The organism is Paenibacillus sp. 11B (assembly GCF_030487755.1).
GTDB classification, from domain to species: domain Bacteria; phylum Bacillota; class Bacilli; order Paenibacillales; family Paenibacillaceae; genus Paenibacillus; species Paenibacillus vandeheii.
Genome location: NZ_JAUKNS010000004.1, coordinates 683,423 through 695,743 on the forward strand (window position 1 = coordinate 683,423; position 12,321 = coordinate 695,743).

Genomic DNA, 12,321 nt, shown 5'->3' on the forward strand with positions numbered 1-12,321 from the left:
GTCATTCAATTGAAATGACGAGCAGCACCCCTGTTTATTCCTTTTCCAAGTCTAACGAACTATACACGCACTATTGGCGGTCAATTACTCCAATTGGAGTTTTAACGAATCAGAGAGACGTTATCCTGCGTAAATAGCAGCTTATTTGCCGTTTGGCACCTGTTAAATGGAAAATAGCTTCGCTGAAGTTCGTTAGCATTCGTAACCCAAGCAAATCAGCCCAATAAGGTACGATAGATTCGTTAGCGGGTTGGACGGGCATGAAACAAACATTTATCCGATACATCTCACTCGAATGCCTTTTATTTGCTATGCATTTTAAACTCGAGGAACAAATCGTTATAATGCGAGAGCATTTTTTTGCCCAGATTATTGTACACTTCCAGCTTGCCTGTCAGCGTCTCATCTGGATAGAATCGCTCATCCTCCGAAATATCCTCTGGCAGCAGCTTCAATGCCTCGGCGTTTGGTGTGGAATACCCGACATATTCGGCATTACGTGCCGCATGATCCGGGACCAGCATGAAGTTAATAAACTGATGAGCGCCTTCAATATTACTTGCGGTCTTTGGAATGACCATGTTATCGAACCATAGGTTCGAGCCTTCTTCAGGAACGACGTAATCCAGCTTGTCGTTCTCATCCATAATTTCAGACGCATCCCCGGACCATACGAGTCCAACCGCGGCTTCTTCGTTCGCCAGCAGCATTTTGATCTCGTCTCCGACGATGGCTCTGACGTTAGGCGTCAGGGTGGATAGCTTTTTCAAAGCTTCCTGCAGATGGTCTTCGTTCGTATCGTTCAGCGAATAACCAAGGCTGTTCAGCCCCATGCCAATCACTTCACGGGCACCGTCGAGTAACAGAATCTGGTTTTTCAAACGTGGGTCCCAGAGATCGTTCCAGCTCTCAAACGTTAACCCATCGACCAGTTCAGGATTGTACACAATCCCCACCGTTCCCCAGAAGTACGGAATGGAGTACTTATTGTCCTCATCGAAGGACAGGTCCATAAACCGTGGGTCGATGTTGCTCAGATTGGGCAGCTTGCTGTGATCCAGTGGAACGAGCAGGTTCTCTTCTTTCATTTTGCTAATCGCATATTCGGAAGGAATCGCCACATCAAACGTGGTTCCGCCCTGCTCAATCTTGGTCAGCATCGCTTCATTCGAATCAAACGTCTGATATATCACCTTAATGCCTGTCTCTTGCTCAAATTCCTTCAACAGATCAGGGTCGATATAATCGCCCCAGTTATAGATGGTCAGCGTGTTGCCGCCCGAATATCCCTGACTCTTGTTCAGATACGAGGCCAGAATCATCAGGGCAAAGGCAGCGATGAATACAATCGCAAATGTCCGTACCAGTTGCTTCATGGACGCAGCCCCTTTCCTCCGGGTGGTATCCGTGTTGCGCGGCGGTTAATAAAGTAATACCCAACCACCAGCAGCACCGTCAGCAGGAATAGCAGCGTTGATAGCGCATTGATGGACAATGACACACCTTGCCTTGCTCTTGAATAAATCTCCACCGAGAGTGTGGAGTAGCCGTTACCTGTGACAAAGAATGTTACCGCAAAATCATCCAGTGAGTATGTCAGGGCCATGAAGAACCCGGCAAAAATCCCCGGTTTGACGTATGGAAGCACCACACGAGTCAGGATCTGCCATGATCCCGCACCCAGGTCACGCGCCGCATCCATCAAGGTTGGACTCATCTCCTGAAGCTTCGGCAGTACCATGATGACAACAATCGGTACGCTGAATGCGATATGAGACAACAATACCGAAGTGAATCCGAGCTTGATGCCAATCATGGTGAACAGAATGAGAAATGAGGCACCGATGATGACATCCGGACTGACGATAAGCACGTTATTGAGTGACAGCAACGTATTCTTGGTCCGTTTGCGCCGTACATGATAGATCGCCAGTGCCCCTGCCACACCGAGCATCGTCGAGATCGCCGAGGACAGGAGCGCAATAATAAACGTATTCAGTACAATGATCAGCAGCCGGGTATCGGCAAATACTTCCCTGTACCATTCCAACGTAAACCCTTCAAAGCCGCGCATATGACCGCCACTGTTGAAGGAATAGAAGATCAGATACGCGATCGGTGCGTACAGTATGGCGAATACAACGGCCAGATAGACGTTAGACAGCTTTCCGTTTCTTCCCATTACGCACCTCCTTCTTGCCTGACCCGGTCAGGAACATAATGATCGCCATCGCAATAATCAAAAAGACGGCAATCGTCGAGCCCATCCCCCAGTCCTGGGTGACGAGAAAATGCTGCTCAATCGCTGTTCCCAGCGTAATTACCCGGTTCCCCGCAATGAGGCGGGTAATCATGAACAAGGATAACGCCGGAATAAATACGGCCTGACAGCCGGATTTCACTCCGCTGAGTGTCAGCGGAAAGATGACCCGGCGGAACGTCAGCCATGACGATGCCCCAAGATCCCGTGCCGCATAGATCAGCGACGGATTCATCTCTTCCAGCGCGTTGAAGATCGGCAGGATCATGAACGGAATGAAGATGTACACCGAGACAAAGATAAAGCTGAAATCGGTGAACAAAATCTGTTGCGTGCCAATACCCACCACTTCAAGCAGGGAATTGGTCAGGCCATACGTGCCGAACAGGCCGATAAAGGCGTACGCTTTTAACAACAGATTGATCCAGCTTGGCAAAATAATAAGCAGCAGCCACAGCTGCTTGTGCTTCGTACGAGTCAGTAAATACGCCGTTGGATACGAGACCAACAGTGAGAACACCGTGATCAGAAAAGCATACCAGAACGAGCTCAGAGTCATCTGCATGTACACAGGTGTAAAGAACCGGGCATAGTTACCCAGCGTGAAGTTGCCCTCCACATCGAAGAACGAGTAATACACCACCAGCAGAACCGGAGCAACTACAAACAACACCATCCATAACACATATGGAATCAGATACGCATTGCGTGTACTCGCCTTAGTCTGCATGAACGGCCTCTTGGTAGGCTTCCAGACGTTTGTCGAACTCTTCTTCCGTCTCGTTAAAGCGCATGACGTGGATCGCTTCCGGGTCAAAATACAGACCAATACGATCGCCTACCACAGCTTTCTTGGTGGAATGAACCAGCCACTCATTGCCTGCGTCATCGTAGGTGGATATTTCGTAATGCACCCCGCGGAACAGCTGGGAGTCCACGTTGACCTGCATTTTGCCCTGTTCCTCGGTTGTAATCTCCATATCCTCTGGACGAATCACAATCTCCACAGGCTCGTCCTTCTGCAGACCCTGATCGACACATTCGTACTGTGCGCCAGCGAATTCCACGACAAAGTCCTGCTTCATTTTGCCGGATACAATGTTCGATTCGCCAATAAAGTCCGCCACAAAGCGGTTAATCGGCTCATCATAAATATCATTGGGCGTGCCGCTCTGTTGAATAACGCCACCGTTCAGGACAAAAATCTCATCCGACATCGCCAGGGCTTCCTCCTGATCATGCGTGACAAAAATAAACGTAATACCCAATCGCTGTTGCAGCTCACGCAGTTCATACTGCATTTCGGTCCGCAGCTTCAGATCGAGTGCAGAGAGCGGCTCGTCCAGCAGCAGAATCTCGGGTTCATTGACAATCGCCCGCGCAATCGCGACACGCTGCCGTTGTCCGCCTGACATCTCGCCAATTTCACGGTTTTCATAACCGGAGAGATTGACGAACTTGAGTGCTTCAAGCACTTTGTCGCGAATCTCAGCGGTTTTCATTTTTTTGATCCGCAAACCAAAAGCTACGTTCTCAAATACATTCAAATGTGGAAATAACGCGTAATCCTGAAATACGGTATTCACCTGCCGCTGGTGGGCAGGCACTTGGTTAATCACTGCACCGTTAAAATAAATACTGCCCTGTGTCGGCTCCGCAAAGCCGGCGATCAAGCGCAATATCGTTGTTTTCCCGCAGCCTGACGGGCCGAGTAGCGTATAAAATTTACCCCGCTCAATCTCGAAGCTGACTTCCTTCAATACGGCTTCATCCTGATCGTATTGCTGAGTCACCCGGTCGAACCGGATAATCGGTTGTTGTTCTGACATGCTTCATTTCGCCCCCTTTAAACTTGAGGTATACCTCTATTGCTTATTCTTCTTGCAGGCCTCTTCCATTACAAACCCAACCTATTATACACGACTTTGTCCCAGCCTTGTTTCTTATAACGTAATTTATATCCTTTTTTCTTTCATTCCAAAAGATATTCTGTATAAACTTTTATGAATTGCCAAAGAAAATATTGACCACTGTAAAATTATAGGATTATAATTCATATATATGGTTTTTTACACTAAATTTTGGGTGATGATAAAGGCGGTGTCATGCATGCTAAATAAGACTATACGAGCGGAAGTGTTGCAATACATAAACAATCACCATTTAACGCAAAGCCAGTTCTCACAACGAGCAAACATAAATCCAGGCTCTTTCAGTCGCCTCATCAATCAGAATAAACCGTTCTCCATGAGCCAGCTTGATGGTATTACAAGAGCCATGGGTGTGAAGGAAGACCATTTCTATTCGCGGTTTGTGGGAGAATGCTTTACTCTGACTGCACCGGATTGGCGAAGAATGCGCCCTTTTATCATCCGCTGTGCAGAGGTGGAGCGTCTGGATTGCATCAAATTAATTTTGAGCAATCTTCTGGATAATACTAACTACGGAACTTTGATTTTTGAGGTTGCAGAGGAGCTGTTCCATGATCAGTACAACGAGGCCGCCGCGTTGCTATATGAGGGCGTTAGTGTAATCGAGAAATACCAGCATTCCGAGCGATTAGCCCTGTGTCGATATCGATTGTTCCTTCTTTCATTAAGTGATAACCTGACCCAAAATTTGCGGGCCGCCACATTGTTCGAGCCCTATGCGAATCGCCTGGAGGAGTCCGACCAGTTGGAAGCACTCAAACATCTGGCTCACGTCTATGTTTCGCTGCATGAATGGCACAAGGTGGGTGAACTCTCGGAAGAGATGTTCCGTCTCGCTTCCATTCAGTACGAACTTTCCCTTCGCGCCAAACGCAAAGATTCTAAAGCTAAACAGCCCGTTCGCCCTTTTTACTTCTACATGTTGTATGCGCGCCTGCTCCAAGCTGCAGTATATGAACAATATGAAGATTATCAGAGAGCAATTGAATACACCGTTTTGTATACCAATGCAGATGACTGGATTCATGATTCTTCCGATGAGGCCAAGCTCATTATTAATCAATTTAATGACTTTTCAAAAGCTAACCAGTATCTATATCGATTGCTTGCGGGAGATCTGAGTATCTTGCCAGACTACATCGAATATATTGCATCGCAGCCTGATGAAATCTTCTCTGGAATGTGCCATATTGTCAAGGTAGCCAACATGTTTGATATCAACATTGATGCCATTTTGGATCGTTTCCAGGAACATATCCCTTACAAGACATATAACAGCGCGTTTGGAGAATACAATAAACCAATCAAGGCGGAGGAATACGCGACATTTTTAGCTAATCTGGGGAAGTACCATTTACATCGTGAACGTACCCAAGGCATCGATATTTTACTTGAGGGATTAGAATTTGCCGGTAATATAAGCAGTGACTCTAATACGATCAAATGTCTAACGGTATTTAATCAACACAGAGAATGGGAAGATGAGGACAAGCGAGAGAAATTCAATAGTCTGAATGATAAAATATATTCCTCACATGAAAAAAATCCTTTCAACGCTGTTAGTAAGTAGTATACTGCTTACAGTGTTACTACACCTATTTCTAATGTACTGCTTACACTTATGACACATGATGTAGGATCAGGTTAACAGCTCTAAATTTCAATTGCACTTTTTTTACAGACACCACTTGGGTGTCTTTTTTTTATTCAAAGCCAACAGGAGCCCCCTCCAACGCATCCCTGCATCTCATTATACTGATTATAAGATTCTGCTTTGGTTTAACCTCCATCTATTTATAATCTCTGGCCTTATTGATTGCCCTTTATGTAGCCATGGATATCCTACACGCTCCTTTATATGATTCAGCTATATCCGCAATGGTTTTGATGTAAACGCCCTGTGTTATTTCTTCTTATTCTCACAAATACAGCATACATTACGGGTATATGTCGATATCTACGCAATCCATGTAGAGTGATTGAAGGAAGATTTCGGAGTTCAGTTTCTGTGCGAAAGGAGTCTTGTTGGTGGATATTCGCCGTAACCTGCCTTTACTGATGATCATTTGTTTTCTCAGTCAGATGGGCGGTTTCATGATCCTGCCCCTGTTCCCCTTGTTTATTGAGGAATTTGGCCTGTCCGGCTGGATGATGGGGGTTATTTTTGCACTCTTTTATGTCGGAAAAGTGATTGGCGGGGTGCCCGCTGCGGCACTCTATCGGAAAATCGGGGGCAAGCGGGCACTAATTGCCATGCTGCTGCTGCTCGCTGTCTGTATGGGCGGGTTCGCTGTATCTTCTGCCGCCCTACTATTCGGCCTGCTACGGTTGCTGCAAGGGCTCGCTTCTACCGGACTTACGGTCGTCGTGCGTTCCATCATCGGGGATGAAGGCAATGTCGACAACCGGGGGCTGTTCAACGGTTATATCAGCAGCAGTGAAGGCGGGGGTATGGTGCTGGGTCCGGTCATCAGCGGCTGGCTCTCATTGCACTGGCCGTTGTCCGTGCCTTTTTTACTCGTTACCGTGTGCTGTCTGATGGCTGTCGTTGCGGCAATGGGGATAAAGTCGGCATCAAAAGCAGATCAAGTGTCTGAAAGTGAGGTGAACGGTCAGACTTCAAGCGAGTCTTCAAGTATTGTAAAACAAACGCAAACGCCTATGGATACGGATTACACCGTTTCTACAGTCAACGATACACCTAGCCCAACCATTCCAGAACCATCCACCGGACTTACCCGGCGGCAACAACTGATTGGCTACGGTACGGTGCATTTTCTGGAGATGAGCGCCTATGCCGTGTTTCTGACTTATTTTGCACTATATGCTGCTCATATCATGCACTGGGACCCGTTTGCGACCAGCCTTGCCTTTACCGTTGCCGGAATCTCTACACTTGCAGCTGCCCCTGTAGCAGGTTACTTGTCTGATCGGATGGGGGATCGCCTGCTGCTCTGCATGTTCGGCATGCTGATGATTGGCATCGAAGTGGTCGTTTTTCTGAGCACATCTTCTTATGTGTGGGTTTACGTGGGCATGCTGATCGGCGGTGTTGGCGGTGCATGTTACATGGACTCGTTCTTTGCTCATATCGGAGATCATATCCCGGACGAGGGTAGGAGCTCCGTCATAGGCAAAATTGTCTCTGCCGCCGAGATTGGCTCTATCGTCTCCCCTCTGGTAGCTGCGCTGCTTGTGGAGTATGGATCGCTGTATACTGTGTTCGTGTTCAATCTGCTTCTGATCGCTGCCGCTATCGCTGTTCAGGCGGTGATGCGCAGCCGTTACAGATCCAAACGGGGGTAAACGCACAAGACTGCCCACACCAGTGGGCAGCCTCCATCATTTATTTATTCCTAATAAAGTTGCTATATGTAGTGCATTTTCTTCAATTTTACTTTTTAAATAAGGGTCTGTTTTCTCAGGCAATTCCGTCGGTTTATAGAACTTTGCTTCAAGGACTTCCACCCCATCGGGCTTCAACTCGCCTTCAAATTCCGTACAAATGTAACCAATGACCACATTATAATATTCATGTCCATTTCTTAATTTCGTATATAACTCTTTCCCGGAAAAGACGCCGTATAGCTTAAGTTTCTTGATCTGTAGCCCAATCTCTTCCCTTACCTCTCTCATCGCACATTCTTCCACCGACTCGCCCAGCTCCATCATTCCACCTGGTACTCCCCACGTATCATCTGCATTTCGAACCAACAAAATTTCACCTGATTGATTCAATATTAAAATACTCGGTCTCACCAGAATAACAGGTGCATTGCCAACCATTTCTCGAAGCGATTCAATGTAACCCATGGATAACCCCTCCTATATAAAGTCATGGTCCTTATTATAGAAGTGCAATTAATTTCCATATAGAGAAAGAATATTTAGCTTCATTTCCTATTTTAGAGCCTGTGCTTTGATGAAAACACTTCAAAAAAATAACCCGCTCGCACATCAGTGTGCAAACGGGCATTTCATTGGTGGATTCTCCGCCTTAGGCTGGTGATCCCCCACGAGTTGTTGGCTTTCCCTGTTCTGAAGTTCAGCTTCTGCTTGTTCTGAATCCAGCTTATAGGAATGATCTCCATAGAAAAAGTTTGGCTTCACAATCTCATTGCGGTAGGAGCTGTGGAAAATATGCGTCGTCGCCGGAGACACGGGCGGAATCAGCCAAACCCAATCGCCTGTCAGCTCGCGCCCAGCCTTCTCCTCCCGCTGCTCAAACAAGGCAAATTGCGCTGCCGCCGTGTGGTGATCCACAATGCTCACGCCTGCTTTCTTGAACGAATGCAGTACAGCTACATTCAGCTCTACCAGAGCCCGATCTTTCCATAGCGTCGTTTCACTCGACGTATTCAGGCCAAGGGCTGCCGCTACCGCAGGCAGTTTGTTATACCGAAACGTATCCGCCAGATTACGCGCACCGATCTCAGTACCCATATACCAGCCGTTGAATGGAGCTGCCGGGTAGGATATGCCGCCAATCTCCAGCCGCATATCGGCAATCATCGGCACACCGTACCAGCGCATGCCCAATTCAACAATCTCGGGACGTTCCGGGTGTTCAATCCTCACTTCCACGATGTCTTCCTCGGGCACTGGATACCACTCTGGAGCTTGTCCCTGTGCCTGTATAATCATAGGCAGCACATCATATGGTGTTCCTTCCCCCTTCCAACCAAGCGAAATTGCTGTCTTCGTTAGCTCAACGGATGCAGGGTCGCCTACAATACCATCCGTCGTCTCATATCCTGCATAACGAATCAACTGGTGATTCCAAATCCGTACGGGTGCTCCATTCGGTCCATCAGGTGGAAGGATCGTAATCATTGGAATGATCTTACCTCCGTTGGAGGCCGCTCGGATGTGCGTCAGCACAGCATCCGCTGCTGTTCCAACGGTATCTGCATGCCGTGCATCGATAATGCGCAGTTTATCCCAGAACAGCCGTCCGATGCAGCGGTTGCTGTTCCGCCATGCCATTTTACAGCCATGCTCCAGTTCATCCGCAGTATGCACATATGTGCCTGTGTGCTCAATCTCATTCAGAACTGCAACAAGCCGGGCCTGCGCGTCTTCACGCGAATGGCCCAGCTCCTCATAACATCTATATATAAACCGTTCAGCTTCATCCCGCAATTCTTCCAGGTCTGTCCGCATTATTCATTCCACCAATCTATACATCTTGAATGCCATCATTATACGGCAAGAACACCGGATTTGTAAGCGAACGGGCACTTTGTTCACGGACTCTACATATCGTTGTCAGCGGATGCAGGGGAACTTAGCTTATTTGCCCAGAAATGCGTTTAACATCCAGATCTCTTTATCCAATGAAGCGGTGAATCCAATCAGCATATCTTCAGTTGCGTTATCCTCGGCTTCGCCCACTGCTTGAATACCCTGATTAATTACACCCACCATGGCTCTCAGATCGGAAACTACTGTTTCTACCATGTCTTCAGCCGAGAACTGTCCCTGTGCTTCCTCAACTGGTGACAACCGCAGTTGTTCAGCCATCGTTGCGACCGGGCGTCCACCAATGGCCAATAGGCGTTCTGCGGCTTCGTCCATATTCGCTGTAGCCATGTTATATAACTCTTCGAATTTGGCATGCAGTGTGAAGAAGTGAGGACCTTTGACATACCAGTGGAAGTGGTGCAGTTTGGTGTACAGTACAGACCAGCCTGCGATCTGGCGGTTCAGGACATTGTGAAGTTCAGTGGCTTGATTTGCAAAAGTGTTGTTTCTAGTCTGGATTGTGCTCATGGAATTTATCCCCTCTCGAATACGATATAGTTTTGAATTTAGTAGCATAAGTTAATTTGGTTTATTTAATTTAGACTTAATCTAAATCTTGTTTTAATTATAACATTGACCATATCCTTTGTGAAGGCTTTAGACTACTCTTTCAAATGAAGATTCCATGAAGCTGTGCTTCATCTTTGACTCATGCGGAAAGACTCTTCCAACACCTTTACATAAAGTATCTATACCGCGATTTTCGCCGATATACAATGACAATCCTCACTCCGTATCCAACAACAAAAAAAGCCCTGATCCTCAAGTGAGTAATCAGGACTGCACCAATGCACATAGCGCATGCTTTATTGTTGAACCAACTCGGATGTAAGGATACGGCTTACCTCTTCATAACTACGCGCAACATGATGAGGCTGATGCTCTGATTCTGGCAAAGCATTACGATGGTTGAACCAGATCACTTTCCATCCGGCATCCACTGCACCGACAACATCATTGCGCCAAGAATCGCCGATGTAATAACTGGAGCTGGAATCCGATCCCGTCCTCCTGCTTACATGCTCAAACAATCTGCGATCCGGCTTGGCGTAACCAAGTGTACCCGAAATAAAAATCCGTTCCTCAGGGATAAGGCTGGAAACATCAAGCGCTTCAAGCTTCTTTTGCTGATGCGCTCCTTCTCCATTGGTAATTAACCCTACTGTATGCCCTTCTGCAAGAAGTCTCCGTATAAGTTCATATGCCCCCTCAAAGGGTTGGATCTGAAACTGTCTATTTAAATACTGTGCTTGCAATTCTTCAGCCTGTCCCGATTGCAGGGGTAGTCCAAATTCCGCCATGGTCAGCTCAAATCTGCGATGACGCATCCGTTCCACCGCTTCCGGTTCGGGTACAGCAGACAAGTCTTCTTGGGCAGACAGCCAGTCGCTATAATAACGGAAACGATGGTATGCCTCGCCATACGGGAAATCGTATGGCAGACCAAGAACCTCCTGTAGTGCTCCTTTCAGCGGCTGCAAGTGGTCATACAAGGTGTCGTCTACATCGAAAAAGATAGCTCTCGTTTTATTTGTTTTTTCCATAATTGCTACTTATCCTCCTGGTGTTGGCTCCAAACATTCTCTTCTTACTATATATGCATTGAGTTGGCCAGTCCAAACAAGTATGCGTGCTTAAACATGATTACCCCGTACTTGGAGTAGCATAAAGATCCATTATATATGTTAAAATAAGGATGAATTATCTATTATCTCAGAGGTGATGCTTATGTTCAATCCGAAAGTCTTCTTCTATTAGTTGTGTCTAAGGCCATGGCTCCCGAAGCCAAAATCTAACCCGGCACAACGGGGATGAAGATGTTTGCACAGGAAGAGATTCAATCTTGGGAAAATGAACAATCGCATAATCAGAAAAACAACAAGAAGTTCATTGATCCAAGAAAAGAGAAGCTCAAAGATTTCCGCAAAGGAATCAAGAGCACTCATTTTAACAAAGAAAGTAAACCGGCTCGTAAACAAGATTATCGTCTGTATAGAACCAAAATGAAACGATTGATGTACACCGAGCAATACGATCTCCTTCACAATTATATACGAACGAGTGGTTGGCTTACTTGGTAAACCGAAGTTAGAAAGAGTAGTCCTTACATAACTTTGCCTACTCTATTTTAAGATCGTAGTCGGTGTAGTTATGGAGGACTGCTTTTACTGGAGTAAATGTCGTTTGCGTACATGTCCTAATATAATTAAATATTGCGAGGAGGACTTTATTCATGTGGAGAGAGCATCTTCAGGGAATTTCAAAAGAGTATACGTTCAGTTCTCCTGCATCGGGAGACGAACTTGCAAAGGTTGAGAGCTTGTTCCATGTCGCTCTGCCCCGTGAACTAAAGGAAATATTGTTGGAAACCAATGGGGTAAAAGCCATTTATGATTTAGGTCTAATATGGCCAATAGACCGAATCAAGAATGAAAACAAACACTATCGGGACGGACACTTCCAAGAATTTTATATGCCATTTGATAACTTGGTCTTTTTCGGTGAAAGTGGAATTGGCGATTTATTCGCGTTTCCAGTGACGGGGGATGGAATTTGTAAAGAAGACGTCTTTGTATGGAATCATGAAAATGATAGCCGAAAATGGGTCGCGCCTTCGGTATCCAAATATTTGGAATGGTCGCTAAAAGGAATGATCAAAATCTAGCTCAATGTTCCTCTTGCCAGGCTCAGTACATAGGAATTATGATTTTAAATCCTTGGTCATACAACAATACCCCGTAACGCGACTCATCGTGGCGATACGGGGTATTGGACTTTTCTTTTTATAATTAACACTACTCCACGATCAACAATCTAATTGGAGGT

At 46.4% G+C, this 12,321-nt stretch carries 12 protein-coding genes; 4 read left to right on the forward strand and 8 right to left on the reverse strand.

Annotated features, from left to right (window positions below; all coding sequences use genetic code 11):
* Positions 1 to 302: 302 nt before the first annotated feature.
* The 4 genes from Q0V21_RS20050 to Q0V21_RS20065 are packed head-to-tail and all read right to left on the reverse strand — an operon-like array spanning position 303 to position 4,089.
* Positions 303 to 1,376, reverse strand: coding sequence for an ABC transporter substrate-binding protein (locus tag Q0V21_RS20050; protein ID WP_301880304.1), 1,074 nt, complete (start codon positions 1,374 to 1,376; stop codon positions 303 to 305).
* Complete coding sequence (locus tag Q0V21_RS20055) at positions 1,373 to 2,182, reverse strand: ABC transporter permease (protein WP_024632840.1); 810 nt, start codon at positions 2,180 to 2,182, stop codon at positions 1,373 to 1,375. Before Q0V21_RS20055 ends, Q0V21_RS20050 begins: the two co-directional genes overlap by 4 nt.
* Complete coding sequence (locus Q0V21_RS20060; RefSeq protein ID WP_024632841.1) at positions 2,157 to 2,990, reverse strand: ABC transporter permease; 834 nt, start codon at positions 2,988 to 2,990, stop codon at positions 2,157 to 2,159. Before Q0V21_RS20060 ends, Q0V21_RS20055 begins: the two co-directional genes overlap by 26 nt.
* On the reverse strand, positions 2,980 to 4,089 hold the full coding sequence (locus Q0V21_RS20065; RefSeq protein WP_094937570.1) for an ABC transporter ATP-binding protein: 1,110 nt from the start codon (positions 4,087 to 4,089) through the stop codon (positions 2,980 to 2,982). The genes Q0V21_RS20060 and Q0V21_RS20065 overlap by 11 nt, the downstream gene beginning before the upstream one ends.
* A gap of 280 nt (positions 4,090 to 4,369) precedes the next feature.
* On the opposite strand from Q0V21_RS20065, the gene Q0V21_RS20070 reads away from it, so the two are divergent.
* Positions 4,370 to 5,761, forward strand: coding sequence for a transcriptional regulator (locus Q0V21_RS20070; RefSeq protein WP_301880306.1), 1,392 nt, complete (start codon positions 4,370 to 4,372; stop codon positions 5,759 to 5,761).
* 458 nt (positions 5,762 to 6,219) lie between these two features.
* A complete protein-coding gene (locus Q0V21_RS20075; protein ID WP_301880307.1) occupies positions 6,220 to 7,497 on the forward strand; it encodes an MFS transporter in 1,278 nt (425 codons plus the stop codon).
* A gap of 36 nt (positions 7,498 to 7,533) precedes the next feature.
* Here the strand turns inward: Q0V21_RS20075 and Q0V21_RS20080 are convergent, their stop codons facing one another.
* The 4 genes from Q0V21_RS20080 to Q0V21_RS20095 form a co-directional block, all read right to left on the reverse strand.
* On the reverse strand, positions 7,534 to 8,004 hold the full coding sequence (locus tag Q0V21_RS20080; protein ID WP_024632844.1) for an NUDIX hydrolase: 471 nt from the start codon (positions 8,002 to 8,004) through the stop codon (positions 7,534 to 7,536).
* A 144-nt stretch (positions 8,005 to 8,148) separates the two neighbouring features.
* On the reverse strand, positions 8,149 to 9,354 hold the full coding sequence (locus tag Q0V21_RS20085) for a nitric oxide synthase oxygenase (RefSeq protein WP_301880308.1): 1,206 nt from the start codon (positions 9,352 to 9,354) through the stop codon (positions 8,149 to 8,151).
* A 129-nt stretch (positions 9,355 to 9,483) separates the two neighbouring features.
* Positions 9,484 to 9,963, reverse strand: coding sequence for a Dps family protein (locus Q0V21_RS20090; RefSeq protein WP_301880310.1), 480 nt, complete (start codon positions 9,961 to 9,963; stop codon positions 9,484 to 9,486).
* A gap of 338 nt (positions 9,964 to 10,301) precedes the next feature.
* Positions 10,302 to 11,039, reverse strand: coding sequence for an HAD family hydrolase (locus Q0V21_RS20095; RefSeq protein ID WP_301880311.1), 738 nt, complete (start codon positions 11,037 to 11,039; stop codon positions 10,302 to 10,304).
* 273 nt (positions 11,040 to 11,312) lie between these two features.
* Here Q0V21_RS20095 and Q0V21_RS20100 point away from each other — a divergent pair, with 273 nt between their 5' ends.
* The gene (locus Q0V21_RS20100; protein WP_285075900.1) at positions 11,313 to 11,576 is read left to right on the forward strand and encodes a hypothetical protein; all 264 of its coding nucleotides are present in this window, start codon (positions 11,313 to 11,315) and stop codon (positions 11,574 to 11,576) included.
* A gap of 152 nt (positions 11,577 to 11,728) precedes the next feature.
* Positions 11,729 to 12,160 carry an SMI1/KNR4 family protein gene (locus tag Q0V21_RS20105; RefSeq protein WP_301880314.1) on the forward strand — a complete coding sequence of 144 codons (432 nt, stop codon included), beginning with the start codon at positions 11,729 to 11,731 and terminating at the stop codon, positions 12,158 to 12,160.
* The last annotated feature ends 161 nt before the right edge of the window (positions 12,161 to 12,321 follow it).

Bases quoted from the DNA above. Each gene is read 5' to 3' on its own strand.
- Q0V21_RS20050 (WP_301880304.1), bottom strand. From the start codon at position 1,376: ATGAAGCAACTGGTACGGACATTTGCGATTGTATTCATCGCTGCCTTT.
- Q0V21_RS20055 (WP_024632840.1), bottom strand. From the start codon at position 2,182: ATGGGAAGAAACGGAAAGCTGTCTAACGTCTATCTGGCCGTTGTATTC.
- Q0V21_RS20060 (WP_024632841.1), bottom strand. From the start codon at position 2,990: ATGCAGACTAAGGCGAGTACACGCAATGCGTATCTGATTCCATATGTG.
- Q0V21_RS20065 (WP_094937570.1), bottom strand. From the start codon at position 4,089: ATGTCAGAACAACAACCGATTATCCGGTTCGACCGGGTGACTCAGCAA.
- Q0V21_RS20070 (WP_301880306.1), top strand. From the start codon at position 4,370: ATGCTAAATAAGACTATACGAGCGGAAGTGTTGCAATACATAAACAAT.
- Q0V21_RS20080 (WP_024632844.1), bottom strand. From the start codon at position 8,004: ATGGGTTACATTGAATCGCTTCGAGAAATGGTTGGCAATGCACCTGTT.
- Q0V21_RS20085 (WP_301880308.1), bottom strand. From the start codon at position 9,354: ATGCGGACAGACCTGGAAGAATTGCGGGATGAAGCTGAACGGTTTATA.
- Q0V21_RS20090 (WP_301880310.1), bottom strand. From the start codon at position 9,963: ATGAGCACAATCCAGACTAGAAACAACACTTTTGCAAATCAAGCCACT.
- Q0V21_RS20095 (WP_301880311.1), bottom strand. From the start codon at position 11,039: ATGGAAAAAACAAATAAAACGAGAGCTATCTTTTTCGATGTAGACGAC.
- Q0V21_RS20100 (WP_285075900.1), top strand. From the start codon at position 11,313: ATGTTTGCACAGGAAGAGATTCAATCTTGGGAAAATGAACAATCGCAT.
- Q0V21_RS20105 (WP_301880314.1), top strand. From the start codon at position 11,729: ATGTGGAGAGAGCATCTTCAGGGAATTTCAAAAGAGTATACGTTCAGT.